This window comes from Paenibacillus sp. FSL K6-2393 (assembly GCF_038002545.1).
In the GTDB taxonomy this organism is placed as follows: domain Bacteria; phylum Bacillota; class Bacilli; order Paenibacillales; family Paenibacillaceae; genus Paenibacillus.
This window is the reverse complement of record NZ_JBBOCU010000001.1, coordinates 4,740,896-4,762,319: the sequence shown is the minus strand read 5'-3', so window position 1 is coordinate 4,762,319 and position 21,424 is coordinate 4,740,896. Positions and strand designations below refer to the sequence as shown.

Genomic DNA, 21,424 nt, shown 5'->3' with positions numbered 1-21,424 from the left:
TGAATGATCAAAAATGTGTCGTCTCTTTCTTTGTATTTACAGATATCGTTGTAGTCGTTCTATTTATACTTCAGGTGTTCCGTACGTTTCAAACCATTTTTTGATGGTGTCAAAATCATCACTGAAGGACAAGCTCAGCATCAATAATACACGAGCTTGTTGTGGACTGAGGTTGTCGCCTGCAATGATACCTTTGCCACCGCCATACACACTTCCTGAACCCGTCCGAGTGGTGGTCACAAAGATGACACCTTCTTCAATGGCTTTGGTACGAGCTTGTCCCATAGCTCTGGAGATACCGCCAGCTCCAGTACCGGAAGTCACGATTCCTTTGGCACCGCTGCTCACGAATCCTTCGATGGCTCCGCCGCCAGCTTCTTGATATGAGATCGCAATTTCTACTTTGGCCAGATCTGCCTTTGTGATTTTACTTAGATCAAATACGGGCTTCGCTGTGCCTTCAGGTTTCAAGGCACGTGCAGGAGCGCGGTAGATTCGAATGTTTTCTTCATCAATATATCCTACAGCGCCGAGCATCGGCGTTTCAAACGTATCTGTCCGATAATCATTTGTCTTGGTTACACCGCGAGCAAGCTGGATTGTGTCATTCAACATGAGCACTGTGCCAAATGAAGTGGTACGACCACTACCTGCAAGTTTGATTGCGTTGTACAGATTGGCTTGAGCGTCAGAACCGATGACAGTCCATGGCCGCATGGAGCCTGTGATCACGACCGGTTTGTCACTCTGAACCGTCATATCGAGGAAATAAGCGATTTCTTCCATTGTATCTGTACCCGTGGTAACGACAACACTGTCGTACGTTGCAAGAGCTTTGTCTACCGTCTGCGACAAGTCATAGAGGTCGGCCATGCTATAGGAACCTGAACCTGAGTTTCCGAATTGGAGCGTGCTAACATCAGCAATCTTCTGTTTATCCGGTAAGGCGTCTACCATCTCTCCAATCGGAAGTGTACCTGCCTTGTAATTCTGGAAGCTGGTGGCATCCTCGGATTGACCGGCAATCGTTCCGCCAGTTCCGATCACCAATACATTAGGAAGTGCAGATTGTTTGGAAGAGTCTGGTATTGCAGGAATGGAAGTATTGCGAGCCGGAGTAGTGGTTGCTGTCTGAACAGCGCCTGTTGTGCCTTTCACCTCTACCGTAGCTGCGTGCGCAGCGTAGGTTCCAATGGGGGACAACGAGATGGTTAGTGCTGTTAAAGCTGCGGTACTCCATACGGCCCAGGGACGAAGATTGGATGTTTTACTCATGAATAGCACTCTCCTTCAAGTAAATGTGATGTTAAGTTTGTTAAGAAGAATATGTATACCATTTCAAATTGATTGTATTTCATGTTAAGTAATATGACAAACATAGATAATGGTAGAGTAATCGGTTACATTAGTAGATAATGAGAGTAAAATGATTATTTATGAGGAATTACGAAAGAATATTCAGTCTGATAGAGATATATAAGAGTTGATTTTAGTTGTTTTGAAGAGAAATACGCCTTCATTGTGTTAGTTAATATTACATATTGAGTCTTTTGTCCTGATAAAACGATGTATTTTAATAAAAGAATGTCGAATTGGGACTCATATCAGAAGTAGGTAACAGAATGAGAGGATGATAGTAACGCATATTAGGTAATGGGGCTCAATTACGGTCTAAAGAGTGGTTTCGTTATAGAGTTATGTTTATAATAGGGGTGATCAACATATGTAAATAAATATATAATACTGATTGGAGGAGAAACGATGAAACAGGCACCGAGAAAGTATGCAAATTACATTCCGATTCGGGAACTGGAGACTTTGGAAGAGAGGTTATCTCCCTTCAAGGTGTATGCAGAACTTCGTGATAACACTCCAGTCCGATATGATGAGCATCGAGAATGTTGGGATGTTTTTGGTTATGAAGATGTGAAGTACGTTCTGAAAAATCCGAAACTATTCTCTTCTGCACGTGATCGTGCCAATACGAGCATGTTGACGACAGACCCTCCCAAACACAAACAGCTGCGTGATCTGGTGAACCAGGCGTTTACACCCAAGGCAATTGAAGCATTGGCTCCGCGTATTCAGGAAATCACAGATGAGTTAATTGCTCCACACCTGTCAGAAGGGCATATGGAACTTATTGATGACCTTGCAACACCATTGCCCGTCATTGTCATTGCGGAATTGATCGGAGTCCCTGCGGCGGATCGTCAAAAGTTCAAGGACTGGTCTGATGTATTGGTGAAAGGCGCACGTGATGATAGTGAGCAGGCTTTCCAGGAGTTATTGGAGGAGAAAAAAAGAAATATGCAGGAGTTGCATATCTATTTCACTGGCATTATGGAAGAACGTCGGTTGCAGCCAAAGGATGATCTGATCTCATTACTGCTTGCTGCGGAGATTGATGGTCAGAAATTGACTTCAGATGAAGTCGTGGGCTTCTGTATTCTCTTACTCGCTGCCGGTAATGAAACAACAACCAACCTGATTACCAATGCGGTTCGTATTCTGTCTGAACAACCTGAGCTACAACAGGAGTTGCGCGAACATCCTGAACGGATTACTTCTGCGATTGAAGAGACGCTGAGATATTATCCGCCAATTGTCGCGATTGGGCGGGTTGCCAAGGAAACTGTAGAGTTGAATGGTCAGATGATTCAAGCCGGGGAGCAGGTGATTTCCTGGGTTGGAGCAGCCAATCGGGACAGTGCCCAATTTGAAAACCCGGAAGATTTCATCTCTGATCGCAAGCCGAACAGGCATATGGGCTTTGGTTTTGGCATTCATTTTTGTCTGGGTGCACCACTCGCTCGATTGGAGGCAAGGGTAGTTCTTCATACATTGCTTCAGCACATGGGAAACATTCAACTTGTTCCGGGAACGGCTCTGCAACCGATACAAAGTGCTTTTGTATTTGGTGTGAAACATTATCCGATACAATTCAATCTAATAAATAAATGATGAATGGCGAATGAATGACAAAAGCCGCTCTCAGGCCAATTAGGCGCTGGAAGCGGCTTTTTCAAATGAAAAAGTTAAGATGTACTAATTAAGAAATGGATAGGGAATCAGGATTCCCGAATAGAAGCAGGTTTGTTATACAATTTGAATCGGACCCAAACCATATTAAGCAGCAGCAGTCCGCCAGATACGATAAACAGACCTTCGATCCCGATGAATCCTGCCATAAATCCTCCAATGATCGCTCCAAGCATGTTGCCCAGCGCCAGAGTACTCGTATTAAAACTGAATGCACGGCTGATCATGCTATCGGATGTATAGGAACGGATCAAGGCATTAACGCTCGGAAGCAGGCCACCCATGAACACACCCATCATGAAACGAACAAGAATGAGTTGCCATACGGTCTGAACAAATGCCTGCGGAATTAGCATGAGTCCTGTACCTATGAGGGAGAACGTCAGCACCTTGTGAGGACCAATCCGGTCACTCAGCTTCCCGAGAATCGGAGACATCGCCATATTGGATAGTCCCGTAACTGCACCGACAAGTCCTGCCCAGAAGGCCACATTTACATCCGAACCATGCAATTTTTGCACATACAACGGCAAGAGTGACATGGGGCTAATCATCGCAAACTGCAACAGAAACGTCACAGCAAACAGTGCGGGAAGTTGAGGTGACTTATTCAATTCCTTCAGACCGGACAATACGGATTGTGCCGGCAGTTTGGCTGCTTCTTGACGGTCGAACTTCTCCCTCACCAGGAACATGGCGAGCATGGAAGCGACAAAGATCAGTCCACCTGTAATATAGAAAATGGGGCGGAAGCCTACCGCATCCGCTAACAAACCACCAATGAGTGGACCCAGGATTGTGCCGGCAACCTGCCCGGACTGACTGATTCCCATGGCAAAACCCATGCGGTCTTTCGGTGTGGTACCCGATATCAGCGCAACAGCTGCAGGATTGAAACCGGAGATGGTACCGTTAAGCAAACGCAATAAGAGAAGCTGCCAAGGATTCTGTGCCAGACCCATAAGGGCAATTACGATGGCCATCCCGAATCCCGAACGCAGCAGCATTACTTTTCGGCCATACTTGTCCGATAACTTGCCCCAGAGCGGTTGGAACAAAAATGAGGTGAGGAAATTGGCTGCAAAAATAAATCCCGCCCATATGCCAATTTCATGTTCGCCAACAACGCCCAGATCTCTTGCGAGATAAAGAGACAAAAATGGGGTAATCATGGTCATGCCCGAATTGACCAAAAATTGTCCGAACCAAAGCACAATGAGGTTTACTTTCCACGTTTTCAAAGTGCTTTCACTTCCTTTCAAAGATATTTCTGTAATTCTCAAAAAAACACCATTCTTTCATTATAACATAATTGGCATATGAGGGATGGGTGTAAGGAATGTCATAGTATTGTCACGTAGAACGCATCTGCATGTGGTTGTTACGGCTGTTTAAAAAGGGCATAATGGTAATTATGAGTCCAAAAACTATTGGAGGCTTCTTACATGAGCTATAATGATCGACTGATTCGGGCAAGTTTCAAACAACAGGTAGACCGTGTCCCGGTGTGGTACATGCGTCAAGCTGGACGTTACGATCCTGAATATCGCAAAATTAAAGAAAAGTACTCCTTGTTAGAAATCTGCAAACAACCCGAGCTGGCGGCTGAAGTTACACTCATGCCGGTACGCAAACTTGGTGTAGATGCGGCTATTTTGTATTCCGATATTATGAATCCGGTTGCCTCATTGGGCATTGATTTTGACATTGTAAAAAATATTGGTCCAGTTATCGATAATCCTATTCGGTCCGCTGCAGATGTGGATCGGCTCCGTCCCATCGACGTAGAAGGAGATCTGTCACATATTCTGGAAACCATTCGAATTCTGGATAAGGAGCTTGATGTGCCTCTTATTACGTTTGCGGGCGCACCATTCACGATTGCGAGTTATCTGATTGAAGGCCGACCTTCGAAAGGTTATATCCGCACCAAAACGATGATGTACAGCGAGCCTGAGGTGTGGCATAAGCTGATGCAGAAGCTTGGTGATATGGTTATTACATATGTCCGTGCGCATATTGCGAATGGCGGTAAGGCATTCCAGTTGTTTGACAGCTGGGTTGGAGCACTTTCTCCCAAAGACTTCAGAACATATGTGTTGCCTACGATTACCCGTATCTTTACCGAATTATCGGATTTGAATGTACCGAAGATTTATTTCCCTGGTGTTGCATCGGGTGAGTTGTTGCCAGCACTGCATAATCTGCAAGCCGATGTAATTGGATTGGACTGGAGAGTATCCATTTCAGAAGGGCGTCAACGTCTTGGTGGCAAGTTTGCAGTACAGGGTAACCTGGACCCATATGTGCTGACTGCCCCGATGGAACTGATTAAAGAGCAAGCCAAAGTGATTATTGACGAAGGAATCAAGGAGCCGGGTTATATTTTCAACCTGGGACACGGATTGTTTCCTGAAGCATCGCTAGAGAAGCTCAGAGAACTAACGGCGTATATTCATGAATATTCTGCCGAAGCAATGAAGACTGGGGTGACGGTAACTAATGACTAATACTGTAGGTGTACTGGTGATGTCGTATGGCACACCCGAAAATATGGAGAGTGTTGAAGCGTATTACACACATATCCGCAGAGGACGTCCGCCTGAACCGGAGCAATTGAAAGAACTGACGGATCGTTATGAAGCCATTGTTGGCGGTGTTTTCCCCCTTCGGGAGAACACAGACAATCAGGTCAAGGCCCTTCAAGAGACATTAAACCGTGATGAGCGTGGCACTGATGTGGAATTCCGTTGTTATCAAGGACTGAAGCATGCCTATCCGTTTATTGAGGATGGCGTGGAGCAGATGGCGAAGGATGGAATTCAGAAAGCAATTGGTATTGTACTGGCTCCTCATTTTTCAACGATGAGTGTAGGCAGTTATATCAAACGTGCGCGTGAAAAAGCAGAAGAGCTGGGCGTTCATATGTCCTTTATTGAGAGTTATCATCTGCATCCGAAGTTAATTCAGGCGTTGTCCACACGTGTCAGTGCCAAGTTGGATGCGTTCGAAGAAGCTGGAGCAAAACGCGGAGATGTGAAGGTATTGTTCAGTGCGCACAGCCTGCCGGCACGTATTGTGGAGATGGGTGATCCATACCCGCAACAATTGCTGGAGACCTCGGAAGTGATTGCCTCACGTGTAGGAATAACCAATTGGCAATTTACGTGGCAGAGTGCCGGACGAACAGCTGAGCCTTGGCTTGGACCGGATATTCTGGATACGTTACAGGAGCTTTCGCGTGAACAGGTAGAGGATGTGCTTGTGGCACCAATCGGGTTTGTCTCGGATCATCTCGAAGTGCTCTATGATCTCGATATTGAGGCCAAATCGATTGCCAAAGAGATCGACATGCGCCTGATGCGTATTGATTCTCTCAATAGCGATCCTCTATACATGGAGACGTTAAGCGACGTTATTATAAGCCAATGGCAGCAAGGGTCGGATGAGTAATGGGTGATAAGAAACGCCGTGTTGTTGTTGTCGGTGGTGGCCTTACCGGGCTCAGCGCGGCATTTTATATCCGCAAGCATTACCGGGAAGCAGGAGTTGAACCCGTGATTACTTTGGTCGAGAAAAGCTCGTCCATGGGAGGCATGATTGAGACACTGCACCGGGATGGATTTGTGATTGAAAAAGGGCCCGATTCTTTCCTGGCTCGCAAAACAGCAATGATTGACCTTGCTAAAGAATTGGAGATTGATCATGAGCTGGTCAGTCAGAATCCGGAGTCGAAGAAAACGTATATCATGCAGCGTGGCAAACTTCATCCTATGCCAGCAGGACTTGTTCTTGGTATTCCTACAGAACTAAGACCATTCTTGAGAAGTGGTCTGGTCTCTCCGGCAGGCAAACTGCGGGCGTTGATGGATTTTGTCATCCCGCCGCGTCGTACAACAGAGGATGAATCGCTCGGTTATATGATTGAACGCCGTCTTGGAGCAGAAGTGCTGGAGAACTTGACGGAACCACTGCTCGCAGGAATTTATGCAGGTGATATGCGGCGATTGAGCCTCCAGGCTACCTTCCCGCAGTTCGGAGAAGTAGAGCGCGATTACGGCAGCTTGATCCGGGGTATGATGACGGGTCGCAAACCGGCTGAGACACATACCGGAACAAAACGGAGCGCTTTTTTGAACTTTCGCCAGGGACTTCAGAGCCTTGTTCATGCACTCGTCCATGAGTTGCAGGATGTGGATCAACGTCTGAACACTGCGGTGAAGTCGCTGCAACGCCTTGATGGAGCGCAGACCAGATACAGTGTTGAACTTGGTAATGGCGAAATGCTTGAAGCCGATGATGTAGTGATTACTGTGCCGACCTATGTCGCGTCGGAGCTGTTGAAGCCTCAAGTGGACACAGCGGCACTGGATGCGATTAACTATGTGTCTGTAGCCAATGTCGTGCTCGCTTTTGAGAAAAAAGAGGTGGAGCATGTATTCGACGGGTCGGGTTTCCTCGTTCCGCGGAAAGAGGGGCGGAATATTACGGCTTGCACGTGGACATCGACGAAATGGCTGCATACCAGCCCGGATGATAAAGTACTGCTCCGCTGTTATGTTGGTCGCTCCGGTGACGAACAGAATGTGGAGCTTCCGGATGAAGCGCTGACGAATCTGGTTCTCAAGGATCTGAGAGAGACGATGGGTATTGAAGCAGTGCCGATCTTCTCCGAGATTACAAGGCTTCGTAAGTCCATGCCACAGTATCCGGTGGGACACCTCCAACATATTGCCGCCCTCCGTGTGGAGCTTGGCAGCAAATTACCGGGTGTGTACATTGCGGGTGCAGGTTATGAGGGTGTAGGTTTGCCTGATTGCATCAGACAAGCGAAGGAAATGTCTGTCCAGGCTACACAAGAGCTTGCAGCAGATTAAGTACAGCAAGAGAGCTGTCTCAAACGTAGAATTATCTACTGGAGAGATGGCTTTTTTTATATGAAGATCTGGAAGCTAACCGAGTTAATACCCTTTCAATCGATACAGTTCCAAGGAATGATGGAAATCCAGAATATGCCTGATATAATGGTATGTATGGCTGTGAAGAAGAAGAGGAGTTGCTTATGTATCCCCCAAGATCAGAGCGAAGTGTAAAGAAGAAAAAAGGCAAACGCACGCGCAATACAATCATCTGGACAGTTAATATTGTATTGATCATGGCAATTGGTCTGGTGGGCATTTTTTATGTTATTAATACACGTCAGCAACAGGCAGACCAGCCAGTGAAACAAGAAATCGTCGATCAGGATCAGCCTTCCATTGGAGATGATGCCAAAGGCGGGGATCAAGTAAGTTCTCCAGACTCGGAATCTGATGAGACTTCGGAAGAAGAACCCGAAGCTACGGATGAAGAGACAACAGCGGATGCAGATAAGACATCTGGAGCAGCGACACCTGACACTTCAGGCAATACCAATAGTGGGAAAGCAGAATCCGGAACGAAAAAACCTGCGGCAGATTCTACACCGTCCGGCACCAAGGGAAATGCAGGTGTGGATCAGGAATCAGGGACATCGAAACCTTCCAATTCAGCGAAGGATGTCACGATTAACTTTGTGGGTGATATTCAATTCTCGGGCAAAGTTGCTGAGCTGTTGGATAAGAACGGTTATGATTATCCCTTTGCCAAACTCGGCAGATTATTCAAGGATGATGATCTTACCATCGGCAACTTGGAGACACCGATAACCCTGGGTGGTACTGGTGCAGTCGACAAAACCTATGTATACAAATCTTCGCCCAAAGCATTGGCGGCAATGGCCTCTGCGGGTTTTGATGCTGTCAATTTGGCTAACAATCATATTCTGGATCAGGGCGTAGAGGGTTTGGTGGATACGTTAACTTATCTCAAGGAATATGGCATAGCTCACACCGGGGCAGGTATGAACAGGGATGAGGCCTATGCACCAGCATATCTGGAACGCAAAGGCATGAAGATTGCATTGCTTGGGTTCTCACGAGTTGTACCGGAAACGAGTTGGAAGGCGGAAGGTAATCGGGCAGGCGTGGCTGAAGCTTATGATTCCACAGGGGCAGTCACAGCGATCCAGGAGGCCCGTAAGAAGGCTGATCTGGTGATCGTGGTTGCACATTGGGGAGAGGAACGTGTAAGTACTCCGAATAGTGACCAGACCCGATTGGCTCATGAGTTTGTAGATGCTGGCGCTGATCTGGTCATAGGTGGTCATCCTCATGTGTTGCAAGGGCTGGAGTACTATAAGGGGAAGTGGATTGCATACAGTACGGGAAATTTCATTTTCTCCAGATCAACAACCGAAGAGACATGGAAAACGGCGGTATTTCAGGCTCGTTGTAGTCAAGATGCAGCTTGCAGCATGAAAGTTATCCCTTATGAGGCCGGGCTAGGTCAGGCCATTCCGATGATCGATGAGGCGAACAAACTGCTGTTGGAACAGATGGCAAAGCTCTCTCCTGGTATTCGATATGATGGGAATGGAGTCGCTTCACCTAATTAAAAACCTTTTTGAGGAGGGAATCGAATGAACAACCTTTGTGTAGCGCACCGTGGATTTTCTTCTATTGCACCAGAGAATACGATGGCTGCATTCCTGATGGCCATGGAACGGCCTGAAGTTCAGTGGATGGAGCTGGATGTGCAGTTGTCGCGTGATGGTGTACCGGTGGTCATTCATGATTTTACAGTGGATCGCACGACAAATGGCAAGGGCCTGGTTCGGGAAACCGATTGGGCAGATCTGCAACGACTGGATGCCGGATCGTGGAAAAATAAGTCTTACAAAGGCGAACGGATTCCGGCGCTAAGTGAATTGTTAGATCGCTCGTGCGGCAGAGTACGTTTGAACATTGAACTGAAAACGCAGGGAGACATGTACCCGGGTCTGCCTGCGGCTGTTATACATGAAGTGAGAAAAAGACATATGCAAAATGATGTTGTGATCACCTCATTTGAACCAGCCGCTCTGATCGAAGTGAAGAAACTTGCACCGGAGATCCAGACGGGGCTGATTATCGATGCACGACCAGGTGATCTGTTAACCGCCCTGCGGCAGATGAATTGTACATTCCTCTCGATTGGATACACCAATGTGGACAAATCCTTAATGAACGAGATGCGGAGTGCAGGCATTCGGGTGATGGCTTGGACAGTGGATGACAAGACCATTATGAAGAAACTGGCGGCAGTTGATCCAGAACTCATGTTATGTACGAACCGTCCTGACGTATGGGAGCTGGCATTTCAGGAGACGAGCAGCCGATTTTTCAGACCCTAATTCACACCATACACACTAATGAATCCAATAAAGGTGGTTATATACCCATGTTGACTAACATTCGCAATGTATACTGTGTAGGACGCAATTATAAACTTCATGCGGAAGAATTGGGTAACGCGGTTCCGGATGAGCCAATGATCTTTATGAAACCTTCTCATGCAGTCGTGTCCCTGAATGGTGAGACGCTTGAATTGCCTGCTACCAAGGGTGAAGTTCACTATGAAGCTGAATTGGTCGTGCAAATCGGCTGGAGTTATGAGCCAGGTATGGCGGTAGATGAGCTGGTGGATGCGTATGCGTTTGGTATTGATTTTACGTTACGTGACGTACAGACCGTGATTAAGAAAAAGGGCCACCCGTGGACAGCGGCCAAAGGGTTCAGAAATTCCGCTCCGGTTACTACATTTCAGGCATTCCCGGGTGCGGCAGCATTACTGGAGAAAGACTTTACATTGACCAAAAATGGTGAGGAAGTCCAGCGTGGTAACATTCGTAACATGATCTTCAGTTTACAGGACATTGTGGAATATGTAGGTCACCATTACGGCTTGGGGCCGGGCGATGTCATTTTTACAGGAACACCCGAAGGTGTTGGACCAACACAAGCAGGAGATGTGCTCGAACTGGCATGGGACGGCGAATCCTTGGGTGCCTGTACGATTGGGGCAGCGCAATAAGGATTACACATCATACCTGCTTGAGATGAATAGGGTACAAGAAAGGGGCGTGCATACGCTCCTTTTTGCTGTGTTATCGTGGATATATGTTTATATCTTCATCGTACGGATACGCTACTAATTTACGCCAAGCTGTATGCTGTATTTGCGCTCTGTGTGACCAACTCTTCCAGTTCAGCTTGTTGTGCAGCATGTTGCTCCGAGCTGATACTTCCACTTGCGAGCCGTTCATCCAACTGCTCTCTGAGCTGTCTTACTTGTATAGCAATGACCTCATCCAAATTCCCGTTGTTTTCTTCCGTAATCATCCTCAGTGATTTGCCGTTGTACAGTTCCTGATACAGATCCGCTTCTGAAGGCTGATTCAGAGCGCTGAGCAGCTCGTCGCTACTTCCCTCACGAGTGTCCAAGTCAACGATGGACCATTTAGCAGTAGGTATGGGAGAGATGGCGGATTGGCCCCATGCTGTTCCGGCGAAGGACATGGTGACAATCATTGTGCCTATAATAATGACTCTTTTCATATTCATATGGATAATCCTCATTTCTGTAGTTGAGTACGAACTGAATCGTAACTTGTCGTTGATGTAGTTGTAGATGTTTCGATCTGAGAATAGTGTAAACGGGAAACCTGAAGTGAAACTTAAAACAGGATAAGTAATTTCAACCTAGCGGAGAATGGCTGCAAAAAGAAAAGATCACTAATATAATTCGCACTTGACAGGTTGGGTTAGTTGGTTATATGATAATCTCAATTATTTTAATACTCATTAAATGAACAGTGAAATAATTTGAACTGAAAACTGCATTGAGCTGATTGGACCACCAAAGGCTCCCGGGACTACTCCTCTAAGGAATGTCCTCGGGGGCCTTTTTTCGTATGCTGTTGGGGTTTCAGACGATCAAGGAGGTTATGGAATGAGTGATAGAGACTGGGAAGCGTTGGAGCGGACGGATTGGTTATTTCGCAAAATGGTCAGACGATTTGTCAAAGAGCGGGATCGCATCTCTGTAGAAGGCATCAGCCTGCCAGGCATGCTTATCCTGCACAAGATCATTCGTGAGGGAGAACAGAGGCTTGGGGATTTGGCGGAACAATTGGACTTTACATCGGGTGCCATTACAGCTCTGACCGATAAGTTGGAGAAAAAGGGACTCACCATCCGCAGACGAAAGGAAGACGACCGCCGGACGGTTTTACTGGACATCACATCCAGCGGGCGGGAGATGTATGCGAGAAACAGCAATATCGGTGCCCGATGTATCACGCTTCTGTTTGAGGGTTTTACGAGTGAGGAACTGGAGCAGCAAAGTCAATTCTACGAGCGGGTAGTAGCGAATCTGGAGGGATTCTCGGACACGGTGCTGGAATTGGCGGAGAACAACGGGATACAAGAACATGATCGGTCCTCCACAAGTAACCTTGAGCAGAAGCAGCGGGACAATACCGGGAAGAGTAACTATCTCAGTTATTGAGGTTGGGTCAAAGTAAGGACATTTGATATACCACAAACATTCTAGGGGAGAGATGATCAATGGGACACTCAACAATATATCCAACTGGAGCGACGTTATACAATCCGGATAAGGCTTGGGGCGGTTATACCGTTTATCAGGCAGGTGAGGAAGGCGTAGTGTTGATCGATATGAATGGCAAGGAGGTTCACCTGTGGAAAGGATTGTTAGGTTTTCCGGCTAAAATATTACCTGGCGGCTACGTGCTGGGCAGCACAGGCCGGAGAGATCCGAAGTTCGGTATTCAGGATAATGTCGATCTGGTTCAGGTGGATTGGGACGGCAACATTGTATGGAAATACAATAGCTACGAACACATCGAAGATCCGGGGTATGAGCCATTATGGTATGCCCGCCAGCATCATGATTATCAGCGTGAGGGAAATCCGGTAGGTTATTATGCACCTGGCCTTGCGCCAAAGACGAAGAGTGGCAAAACACTTATTCTGGCACACAAAAATGTGAGTAATCCGCAAATTTCAGATAAGCCATTGCTTGATGATGCCATTATCGAAGTGGATTGGGAGGGGAAGGTACTCTGGGAATGGCTGCCTAACAAACACTTTGAAGAATTAGGTTTTGATGAAGCTGCTCGAAATGTTCTGTTCCGTGACCCGAATACACGTTCTTTCGGTCATCTGGGTGGTGGCGTTGGTGACTGGTTACATATTAATTCTGCTTCTTATGTCGGACCCAACCGTTTCTATGAAGAAGGAGACGAACGCTTCCACCCCGACAATATTATCTGGGATGCCAGAGAGGCCAACATAATCGCCATTACAGACAGACAGAGCGGAAAGATCGTGTGGAGATTAGGGCCAGACTATACTTCACCTGAAGTGAAACACATCGGCACAATTATCGGGCAGCATCATGCACATATCATTCCCCAAGGTCTACCGGGAGAAGGCAACTTGCTTGTATTCGACAATGGCGGCTGGGCAGGTTATGGCCTCCCAAATCCGGCTTCTCCATTTGGATTGAAACATGCGATTCGGGATCACTCCCGTGTACTGGAGATTAACCCGGTCACCCTGGAGATTGTCTGGCAGTATACCTCGGCAGAAGCAGGTTTCTCGGTTCCGACTGATTCTTATAAATTTTATAGCCCATACATCAGTTCCGCCCAGCGTTTACCTAACGGCAACACCCTGATAACCGAGGGTTCCAATGGCAGATTGTTCGAAGTGACAGCGGAGCATGAGCTGGTCTGGGAGTATGTCTCCCCGTACACAGATGGGCGGAATACCAATATGGTCTATCGTTCGTATCGAGTTCCTTATCAGTGGGTTCCACAGTTGGAGAAACCGCAGGAGATTGCGATCGAAGCTATTGATGTTTCCAACTACAGGGTGCCGGGAGCAGCGCCCAAAGGTTCTGCATCCATCGTGAGCGTAGAGACAACTCTTCCATTTGTGGAGGGTGCAGCCTGTGTGGCAACGTCGGATGAAGGCAAGTCAGGCGGTTAAGCGTCAAGAATCATGACTAGATCGAATGGGGTGTATATTTTGAGAAAACCATCCATAGTAACTGGCGTATTGATATTATTTCTGGCCACGGCACTCCTATTATCCGGATGCAGCTCAAATGCAGCAGGATCTGGAGCAAAAGACGCTACCAGCAAGAATGCCGATAATGTAAAAATTCGCATCGCAGATACAAGTACGAACCCAACGTTCAGGGTAGCCATTGCCAAAGGTTTTTTTGAAAACAGGGGCATTGATGCAGAGAGTATTACCTTTGGCTCACCGGCTGAAGGTGTAAATGCACTATTTATCAAACAGGTTGATATTGCTTACGGTGCGGACTTCCCTGTATTAAATGCTTTGTCTAAAGGGGAATATTCAGTCATCGCTTCTGCAGGTCAGACTACGGATGAAGCGGCAGCCGCCTGGAAACTGTATGCAAGGGATGATATTCAGAGTGGAGCGGATTTGAAGGGCAAGAAAGTGAGTTTCATTCGAGGTACATTTATTCCATATCTATGGGATGAATATTTGAAAGATCAGGGGGTGGCGCTGAGTGATGTGACGCAAATTGGTCAGGGGGCTTTTGATGAAGCCTACATCGCACTGAAACAGGGAGACCTTGATGCCGCTTGGGTTATAGGTTCCGCGTTAACCGATAAATTCGATGCACTCGAAGGAGTACATCAGCTGACGGATATGTCTCAGACCCCTATACGTCTTGGTATGGGATTGGTATCAAGTAATGAATTCATCCAGGCAAACCCTGAAACGGTAAGTGATTTTCTTGCGGCGCTGGATGAAGCATCCACGTATGCCCAAGCGCATCCTGAAGAGGTTGCCGATCTGATGTATCAAGAGACCAAACAGCCTAAAGATGCCACGTTGAAAGACCTTCCGATCAATCCATGGGAAGTTGGATTTACGCAGGCTGCTTATGATAGTTTGGCAGGTCAGAAGCAATATATGGTGGACAGCGGAATCATCGAACAGGATTTTGATCTCGACACCAAACTCAATCTGACTTCTCTCCAGCAGGCGTTGCCGAAAAAAGTGACATACAGTAAATAATTCTTATTGAAATGGGAGGTGTCCGTTATGTCCTTACCTGCAACTCAGCATACCATTCATATTGAACAGCTTCGGAAAACGTATCATGCCCCGACCAATGGGGATGTGCATTATATCATTAAGGATGTTGATCTGGTTATCAAGGGAGGGGAGTTCTTTGTCCTGCTTGGTCCCAGTGGGTGCGGGAAGTCAACGCTGCTGAACATGATCGCTGGTTTTATTTCCAAGTCGGGTGGGCAGCTCAAGGTAGACAACAAGGAGATCGAAAGACCGGGCAGGGATCGGGCAATGGTATTCCAGCAGGCGGATTCTTCTCTCTTTCCATGGCTAACTGTGAGGGAAAATGTTGAATTCGGACTTCGAATGTCCAAGGTGCCTAAGACACAACGACGTGAGATCTCTGATCGATACATCCAGCTTGTTGGACTGAGTGCTCATGAGGGAAAATTTCCAAAAGAACTCTCGGGTGGCATGAAGCAGCGGGTTCAATTGGCCCGTGTACTTGCGAATGACTCGGCGATCTTGTTGATGGATGAGCCATTCGGTGCACTGGACGCGATGACGAGACGGACCATGCAGAAGGAACTGGTGAATATCTGGAAAGAAACCCATAAAACCGTTATCTTTGTCACACACGATATTCAGGAGGCGTTATTGCTTGGTGAGCGCATAGGCATTATGTCTGTAGGTCCGTCTTCGAATATCACGGATATTTACCACAACACGTTACCTTACCCGAGGAACATCGCCTCGTCTGAGTTCAACACTTTGTATGACCGAATTCAAGGCCACTTTGAAGAATGACTGAGGTGATATACAAGATGAAATGGTTGGAGAAAAAATGGGTGTCTATCCCGCTTCTATGGGTAACGGTCATCTTAATCTGGCAGCTTGGTGCCCTTATCTATGGGCCTGACGTAATCCCTGGTCCGTGGCACACGATCCTGGGAGCACGCGAACTGATAGCTGACGGTACGCTGATGGAGTATATCGGAATCAGCTTCACTCGTGTACTGGCCGGCTGGGTACTCGGAAGCATCATTGCTATTCCGGTAGGGCTGATTATTGGCAAAGTTCATCTCATCCGGCTGTTCGCCGAACCGTTCCTTAACTTTATACGTTTTATCCCGCCGATCGCCTTTATTACCTTATTTCTGGTGTGGTTCGGAATTGGTGAGCAATCCAAGATCGCGCTCATTATGTACGCAACCTTCTTCATTGTTGTATTGAATACACTGACAGGTGTACTCTCCGTTGAAGAAGACAAAATCCGGTCGGCCCGCAGTATGGGAGCCAATGAACGGCAGATTCTGCTGCATGTGATTGTCCCGGCGACAACCCCGTATATCTTCACGGGTGTGCGACTGGCGATGGGAACTTCTTATATGGCCATAATCGGTGCTGAGATGATTGCCTCGAATGAGGGAGTCGGTTACTTGATCTGGAATTCCAGACTCTTTTTCCGAACAGATTGGATCTTTGTCGGGCTGATTTCCCTGGGTTTTATGGGATTCCTGACGGATCGATTGTTCAACTGGTTTGGTCGCAGAGTACTCTACCGATATGGGGTAATTGGCGGAGCGAAGCGGGTCTGAATTAGAACATAGGAACATTGAATTCCAGACGTTACTTGAAAAGGGAAGTTATCTTGTTTTGACGTTTGATCGATAACCTGTTTTGGCACTTCTACACGAGGCCAAAACAGGTTTTTTGTGTGCTGGCGTAAGGAGTTTCGGCATTGGGATCAAACCGTGGTATAATTGAATTTCAAAAATACAATAAACGTCATGCGGGCTGTACATACGCTGCATGCAGGAGACATTATGGATTGGATTATTGGCGCCGTATGCGCTTCTATGGTGGCAGGTGCTGCCTATGCGAAAAAGTCGCTAACCCTGTCTGGCTGCCTGGCAGCAATCATGATGGGAACGATATATTACGGAGCGGGGAACCTGTTCTGGTTTGGCACGTTATTGTTGTTTTTCATTACTTCAACGTTGCTCTCCAGGTTCCGTAAAGATCGGAAGCAGGAGCTGGAGAAATCCTATGCCAAGTCAGGAAATCGGGATGCCGGGCAAGTGATGGCTAATGGTGGAATGGGCATGTTCCTATGTCTGGGATACTGGATATTTCCGCATCCGGCATGGGTGTATGCTTTCATTGGTGTAATGGCTACCGTTACATCCGATACATGGGCAACCGAAATTGGGAGTCTTAGTCGCAAGCCGCCGCGCTCTGTGCTCACGTGGAAGGTACTTACGCCAGGTGCTTCAGGAGGTGTCTCACTTCTTGGCACCGGGGCTGCAGCCTTAGGCGGGGCTCTGATTGGTGCGGGAGCATTCTTGTTTTCCTGGATCGCCGGGATAGAAGGGCTTGGTCTGTTTAGTTGGACTTTTGTGGGCCTTGTAGGTGGATTGGCAGGCGCTTTTGCTGATTCTTATCTTGGCGCAACGGTGCAGATGATGTATCGTTGTACCGTGTGTGGCCGTGAAGTTGAGGTACATGAACATTGCGGGCATCCGACGGTTCGGGCTCGTGGCTGGGCATGGATGAGTAACGACCTGGTGAACGTGCTTAGCTCGGTGATCGGCGGATGTGTGGCGATTGGTTTAGGTAACATTTTGGCGTTGTAGGGGGGAGTACATTTTGAGCACTGTACAGGGAGACAAATCGGAGGCTATTTTGGATGCGGCCTATGGTATTTTTGGCTCGAAAGGTTTTTATGAGACCAAAATGTCTGATATTGCAGACGAAGCCGGCATCGCAAAAGGCACCATTTATTTATATTTCAAAAGCAAGGAACAACTTTTTATCGCAGTATCCAAGCGGGATTGTAACAGTTTTATCAGCCGTCTTGAATATGCTTTGAACTCGCATGAGAACACAGGTGATAAACTTGGAGCAATAGCCAAGACCCACCTTACGTATTATTATGAGCGTCGCAATCATACCAAGCTCTTTTTTATGGCACCCAATAATGATCCGGATCTGATGAAATTCATGAAGGCATTCATGAATCAATACATGAGTATGGTGTGTGAGGTACTGGAGAGTGCAAGTGTACCTGAGCCTGTATTGCTCGCTGAAGCCTATATCGGAATTCTGGACCGGCTGAAGATGGATATCATGTTGAATCCGGAGTTTAATGAGGAACATCTGAACAAACGAATTGCTTTTGCAGCAGCATTGTTTCTGGACGGATGCCGTTCTTTTTTACAAGTGTAAAGTGAGTGCGCGGATGTACGTAATATTGAATTTTAATTTACAGAGAAGTGGGTACGAGCAATGAACATAATGACGGTAGAACAAATTGCAAAAAGTTATGGCGAAAAAATATTGTTCAAGGATGCTTCATTTGGTATGGCTGATCAGGACAAGATTGGTGTCGTTGGGGTAAATGGAACCGGTAAATCCACGTTTTTGCGTGTGATATCCGGTATGGAACCTGCAGATTCGGGACAGATCTCGATCGGTAATGATGTACGTATTCAGTTCCTGGCGCAAAATCCGGACTTCAATCCGGATAATACGGTACTGCAACAAGTATTCGAAGGTGACAGCATGGAAATGAAAACCGTGCGTGAATATACGGAAACGATGGAATTATTGGAACTGAATTCGTCCGATCCAGCATTGCAAGAGCGGTTATTACGTTTGAATCAGCAAATGGAGCAGCTTCAACTCTGGCAGATGGAGAGTGAAGCGAAGAGCATTTTGTCCAAACTGGGTATTCGTCAATTCGATGCACTGATGGGCACATTGTCTGGTGGACAACGCAAAAGGGTAGCACTTGCCGCTGCACTGATTCATCCTTGCGAACTGCTCATTCTGGATGAGCCGACGAACCATATTGATAATGATTCGGTCGTATGGCTCGAGCAGTACTTGCAGAAGCGCCGCGGCGCACTGCTTATGATTACGCATGATCGGTATTTCCTGGATCGTGTGGCGAATGTCATGCTGGAATTGGATCATGGTCGTTTGTTCCGCTATGAAGCCAACTATACACGTTTTCTTGAACTGAAGGCAGAACGTGAAGAACGGGAAGCCTCTTCCGAACAGAAACGCAAGAACTTGCTTCGAACGGAGCTCGCATGGATTCGTCGCGGTGCCAAGGCACGGACAACAAAACAAAAAGCGAGAATTGATCGCTTCGAACAACTTAAAGACCAACAAGGGATCCAGCGCTCGGGTTCATTGGAAGTATCGGTTGGCTCCACGCGTCTGGGGAAAAAGATTCTGGAGATCGAGCATCTTTCCAAATCCGTCGGTGGTCGCAAACTGATCGAAGATCTGAGTTATATTGCTGTACCTGGAGATCGGGTAGGGATTGTCGGACCGAATGGTAGTGGTAAGTCCACGTTGTTACAGATGATATCTGGCAAGTTGGAACCCGATGCAGGCGTGGTTGACGTTGGTCCTACGGTCAATCTGGGCTACTTCACACAGGAGCATCAGGAGATGGATGAATCTCTGCGTGTTATTGAGTACATCAAGGAAGTGGCTGAGAATGTGAAAACAGCCGATGGCTCTCTGATTACAGCATCCCAGATGCTGGAGCGATTCCTGTTTACCCCGGCATCCCAGTGGACGCCAATCTCCCGCCTGTCTGGTGGAGAGAAGCGTCGTCTATATCTGCTGCGTGTGCTGATGGCTGCGCCGAATGTATTGCTGCTGGATGAGCCGACGAATGATCTGGACATCCAGACACTCGCTGTACTGGAAGACTACCTGGACGATTTCCCGGGTGTTGTCTTTGTGGTCTCCCATGATCGCTATTTCCTTGATCGTACTGTGGATAAAGTGTTGTCTTTTGAGGGCAACGGTGCTGTACGTGTACACGTCGGCGACTACAGTGAGTACGCGGAATGGATGCTGAAAAATGCGCCTGGAGCTACTCAAGAGAGTGACACAGGAACAGCGAAGGTGAAGCAGTCATCGGAGAAAACGACTCCTGCTGTGTCAGCGGCTAAACCGAAGTTGAAATTCAGCTTCAAAGAGCAACGTGAATACGATCAGATCGATGAAAATATTGAGAAGGCTGAAGCCAATCTTGTCCGGATTAACAAAGAGATGGAAGAGTCGTTTAGTGATTCTGCCCGTCTACAGGAGTTAATGGCGGAGCAGGTTGAGGCTGAACGTCATCTGGATGAATTGATGGAACGCTGGACCGTTCTGAATGAACTTGCAGAGCAGATTGAACAGAGCAAGTCTTAATTTAAAACTAAACATCGCCCTTTCTTCTATAGTGATTTTATGTCGCATTGGAGAAAAGGGCGATTTTTTTGTCTGTGAATTTGCGCATTAAAGTGAAACGTTCTGTATGCTCATTACGTTTTATAAGTAAAGAATTCCATAGAAGGGAGAGAACACCACACTTATGTATAAGGAAATTAATCAACAGTTGGCAGTGCTCAAGGAAAAGGGGAGAATTTACGAGAAATGGACCAAACGTCTGGAGAAGCTTCAAACGGAGGAAAGTGAATGGGAAGCAAAGGTAAAGCGTCGTCTGGAGCATCTCCAGAAGGAGCAGAAGGATGTTGATCGACTGAACAGTATGACATTGTCGGCCTTTTTCTATCAACTGATTGGCAAGAAGACAGAACGTCTGGAGAAGGAAGAGCTGGAACTGATGGAGAGCAAGGCTGCATACGACACCGCTTGTCGCATGTTACAAGACGTACAGGAGCAACGAATTCATGTGGAGCAGGAGTTGGAGGGTGGGCGGCAGTATCAGTACTGGCAGAGCGACTACAACGCGCTGTGGGGGAAGAAGGAAGGTCGTCTGCTGGACCAAGATGCGGAATTGCAACAGATGGCTGAGAATCGGGAACATCTGGCGAGTGAGCTTCAGGAACTGGATGAAGCTTTCCGGGAGGGGGAATACCTGCTCTATGCCCTTGAACGTGCCGAAAAGGCTTTGGCTTCGGCAGGTAATTGGGGTGTATATGACATGATGGGTGGTGGGGTCATCTCCACACATATCAAGCGAGGACGAATGGATGACGCTCAGGTCGCCATCATGGATGCAGGTAAGCGTCTACGACGTTTTCAGAAGGAACTGGAGGATGTAGAGATGGCAGTACACGCGGATCTGCATCTGGGAGGTCTGCTTTCATTCGCAGACTATTTCTTCGATAACCTCTTCGTGGACTGGATGGTTCAGGACAAAATTCGCAAAGCCGAACGTCAGGTGAAGGATGGACTGAGCGCGGTTCGGAAAACCATACATGTGTTAAGAAATGAAATGCGTGACCATAAGGCAGAGTTAGAGATATTGGATCGTAAGTATCATGCATATGTCGAACAGGCAGATTAAGAGATATGACAACAAAGGCCCCTTCCAAGCACACCGAATTGTGTGTTTGGAAGGGGCCTTCTGCTTAGACGAACATGTG

At 47.2% G+C, this 21,424-nt stretch carries 19 protein-coding genes; 16 read left to right on the top strand and 3 right to left on the bottom strand.

Annotation, left to right across the window (positions count from 1 at the left end):
* Positions 1–63: 63 nt before the first annotated feature.
* Positions 64–1,275 carry an asparaginase gene (locus MHI14_RS20960; RefSeq protein WP_133384224.1) on the bottom strand — a complete coding sequence of 404 codons (1,212 nt, stop codon included), beginning with the start codon at positions 1,273–1,275 and terminating at the stop codon, positions 64–66.
* A gap of 486 nt (positions 1,276–1,761) precedes the next feature.
* Here MHI14_RS20960 and MHI14_RS20955 point away from each other — a divergent pair, with 486 nt between their 5' ends.
* Positions 1,762–2,964 (top strand): cytochrome P450, encoded by a 1,203-nt coding sequence (locus MHI14_RS20955; protein ID WP_091032269.1) that lies wholly within the window; start codon positions 1,762–1,764, stop codon positions 2,962–2,964.
* 107 nt (positions 2,965–3,071) lie between these two features.
* On the opposite strand, the gene MHI14_RS20950 is transcribed toward MHI14_RS20955, so the two are convergent.
* Positions 3,072–4,283, bottom strand: a complete 1,212-nt coding sequence (locus MHI14_RS20950; protein WP_017689411.1) for an MFS transporter — start codon at positions 4,281–4,283, stop codon at positions 3,072–3,074.
* Positions 4,284–4,487: 204 nt separating this feature from the next.
* Here MHI14_RS20950 and hemE point away from each other — a divergent pair, with 204 nt between their 5' ends.
* The 6 genes from hemE (at position 4,488) to MHI14_RS20920 (ending at position 10,974) form a co-directional block, all read left to right on the top strand.
* Positions 4,488–5,552, top strand: a complete 1,065-nt coding sequence (gene hemE, locus MHI14_RS20945) for a uroporphyrinogen decarboxylase (RefSeq protein ID WP_133384225.1) — start codon at positions 4,488–4,490, stop codon at positions 5,550–5,552.
* Entirely contained in the window at positions 5,545–6,495 is a 951-nt protein-coding gene (gene hemH / locus MHI14_RS20940; protein WP_341131141.1) for a ferrochelatase, read from the top strand. The genes hemE and hemH overlap by 8 nt, the downstream gene beginning before the upstream one ends.
* The gene (gene hemY / locus MHI14_RS20935; protein WP_341131140.1) at positions 6,495–7,919 is read left to right on the top strand and encodes a protoporphyrinogen oxidase; all 1,425 of its coding nucleotides are present in this window, start codon (positions 6,495–6,497) and stop codon (positions 7,917–7,919) included. Before hemH ends, hemY begins: the two co-directional genes overlap by 1 nt.
* Positions 7,920–8,104: 185 nt before the next feature.
* The gene (locus MHI14_RS20930) at positions 8,105–9,517 is read left to right on the top strand and encodes a CapA family protein (RefSeq protein ID WP_133384227.1); all 1,413 of its coding nucleotides are present in this window, start codon (positions 8,105–8,107) and stop codon (positions 9,515–9,517) included.
* A 24-nt stretch (positions 9,518–9,541) separates the two neighbouring features.
* The gene (locus MHI14_RS20925; protein ID WP_091032254.1) at positions 9,542–10,294 is read left to right on the top strand and encodes a glycerophosphodiester phosphodiesterase; all 753 of its coding nucleotides are present in this window, start codon (positions 9,542–9,544) and stop codon (positions 10,292–10,294) included.
* Between the two features lie 47 nt (positions 10,295–10,341).
* Positions 10,342–10,974: a fumarylacetoacetate hydrolase family protein gene (locus MHI14_RS20920; RefSeq protein ID WP_341131139.1), complete on the top strand. Its 633-nt coding sequence runs from the start codon at positions 10,342–10,344 to the stop codon at positions 10,972–10,974.
* A gap of 122 nt (positions 10,975–11,096) precedes the next feature.
* Here MHI14_RS20920 and MHI14_RS20915 read toward each other — a convergent pair whose 3' ends face one another.
* Entirely contained in the window at positions 11,097–11,504 is a 408-nt protein-coding gene (locus MHI14_RS20915) for a hypothetical protein (protein ID WP_091032249.1), read from the bottom strand.
* Between the two features lie 388 nt (positions 11,505–11,892).
* Here MHI14_RS20915 and MHI14_RS20910 point away from each other — a divergent pair, with 388 nt between their 5' ends.
* The 9 genes from MHI14_RS20910 to MHI14_RS20870 all read left to right on the top strand — a co-directional run bounded on the left by MHI14_RS20910 (position 11,893) and on the right by MHI14_RS20870 (position 21,345).
* Positions 11,893–12,450 carry a MarR family winged helix-turn-helix transcriptional regulator gene (locus MHI14_RS20910; protein WP_133384229.1) on the top strand — a complete coding sequence of 186 codons (558 nt, stop codon included), beginning with the start codon at positions 11,893–11,895 and terminating at the stop codon, positions 12,448–12,450.
* A 59-nt stretch (positions 12,451–12,509) separates the two neighbouring features.
* Positions 12,510–13,958, top strand: a complete 1,449-nt coding sequence (locus MHI14_RS20905; RefSeq protein ID WP_133384230.1) for an aryl-sulfate sulfotransferase — start codon at positions 12,510–12,512, stop codon at positions 13,956–13,958.
* Between the two features lie 12 nt (positions 13,959–13,970).
* Positions 13,971–15,026 carry an ABC transporter substrate-binding protein gene (locus tag MHI14_RS20900; RefSeq protein WP_341131138.1) on the top strand — a complete coding sequence of 352 codons (1,056 nt, stop codon included), beginning with the start codon at positions 13,971–13,973 and terminating at the stop codon, positions 15,024–15,026.
* Positions 15,027–15,053: 27 nt separating this feature from the next.
* A complete protein-coding gene (locus MHI14_RS20895; RefSeq protein ID WP_091032238.1) occupies positions 15,054–15,830 on the top strand; it encodes an ABC transporter ATP-binding protein in 777 nt (258 codons plus the stop codon).
* A gap of 17 nt (positions 15,831–15,847) precedes the next feature.
* Positions 15,848–16,621, top strand: a complete 774-nt coding sequence (locus tag MHI14_RS20890; RefSeq protein ID WP_074094444.1) for an ABC transporter permease — start codon at positions 15,848–15,850, stop codon at positions 16,619–16,621.
* Positions 16,622–16,849: 228 nt separating this feature from the next.
* Positions 16,850–17,659: a DUF92 domain-containing protein gene (locus MHI14_RS20885; RefSeq protein WP_341131137.1), complete on the top strand. Its 810-nt coding sequence runs from the start codon at positions 16,850–16,852 to the stop codon at positions 17,657–17,659.
* Between the two features lie 13 nt (positions 17,660–17,672).
* Entirely contained in the window at positions 17,673–18,251 is a 579-nt protein-coding gene (locus tag MHI14_RS20880; RefSeq protein ID WP_017689402.1) for a TetR/AcrR family transcriptional regulator, read from the top strand.
* A 60-nt stretch (positions 18,252–18,311) separates the two neighbouring features.
* Positions 18,312–20,243, top strand: a complete 1,932-nt coding sequence (locus MHI14_RS20875; RefSeq protein WP_091032233.1) for an ABC-F family ATP-binding cassette domain-containing protein — start codon at positions 18,312–18,314, stop codon at positions 20,241–20,243.
* A 163-nt stretch (positions 20,244–20,406) separates the two neighbouring features.
* Positions 20,407–21,345, top strand: coding sequence for a hypothetical protein (locus MHI14_RS20870; protein WP_341131136.1), 939 nt, complete (start codon positions 20,407–20,409; stop codon positions 21,343–21,345).
* Positions 21,346–21,424 lie beyond the last annotated feature (79 nt).

Excerpts from the sequence above, each read along its gene's own strand:
- MHI14_RS20960 (WP_133384224.1), bottom strand. The coding sequence starts at position 1,275 with ATGAGTAAAACATCCAATCTTCGTCCCTGGGCCGTATGGAGTACCGCA.
- MHI14_RS20955 (WP_091032269.1), top strand. The coding sequence starts at position 1,762 with ATGAAACAGGCACCGAGAAAGTATGCAAATTACATTCCGATTCGGGAA.
- hemE (WP_133384225.1), top strand. The coding sequence starts at position 4,488 with ATGAGCTATAATGATCGACTGATTCGGGCAAGTTTCAAACAACAGGTA.
- hemH (WP_341131141.1), top strand. The coding sequence starts at position 5,545 with ATGACTAATACTGTAGGTGTACTGGTGATGTCGTATGGCACACCCGAA.
- hemY (WP_341131140.1), top strand. The coding sequence starts at position 6,495 with ATGGGTGATAAGAAACGCCGTGTTGTTGTTGTCGGTGGTGGCCTTACC.
- MHI14_RS20930 (WP_133384227.1), top strand. The coding sequence starts at position 8,105 with ATGTATCCCCCAAGATCAGAGCGAAGTGTAAAGAAGAAAAAAGGCAAA.
- MHI14_RS20925 (WP_091032254.1), top strand. The coding sequence starts at position 9,542 with ATGAACAACCTTTGTGTAGCGCACCGTGGATTTTCTTCTATTGCACCA.
- MHI14_RS20920 (WP_341131139.1), top strand. The coding sequence starts at position 10,342 with ATGTTGACTAACATTCGCAATGTATACTGTGTAGGACGCAATTATAAA.
- MHI14_RS20915 (WP_091032249.1), bottom strand. The coding sequence starts at position 11,504 with ATGAATATGAAAAGAGTCATTATTATAGGCACAATGATTGTCACCATG.
- MHI14_RS20910 (WP_133384229.1), top strand. The coding sequence starts at position 11,893 with ATGAGTGATAGAGACTGGGAAGCGTTGGAGCGGACGGATTGGTTATTT.
- MHI14_RS20905 (WP_133384230.1), top strand. The coding sequence starts at position 12,510 with ATGGGACACTCAACAATATATCCAACTGGAGCGACGTTATACAATCCG.
- MHI14_RS20900 (WP_341131138.1), top strand. The coding sequence starts at position 13,971 with ATGACTAGATCGAATGGGGTGTATATTTTGAGAAAACCATCCATAGTA.
- MHI14_RS20895 (WP_091032238.1), top strand. The coding sequence starts at position 15,054 with ATGTCCTTACCTGCAACTCAGCATACCATTCATATTGAACAGCTTCGG.
- MHI14_RS20890 (WP_074094444.1), top strand. The coding sequence starts at position 15,848 with ATGAAATGGTTGGAGAAAAAATGGGTGTCTATCCCGCTTCTATGGGTA.
- MHI14_RS20885 (WP_341131137.1), top strand. The coding sequence starts at position 16,850 with ATGGATTGGATTATTGGCGCCGTATGCGCTTCTATGGTGGCAGGTGCT.
- MHI14_RS20875 (WP_091032233.1), top strand. The coding sequence starts at position 18,312 with ATGAACATAATGACGGTAGAACAAATTGCAAAAAGTTATGGCGAAAAA.
- MHI14_RS20870 (WP_341131136.1), top strand. The coding sequence starts at position 20,407 with ATGTATAAGGAAATTAATCAACAGTTGGCAGTGCTCAAGGAAAAGGGG.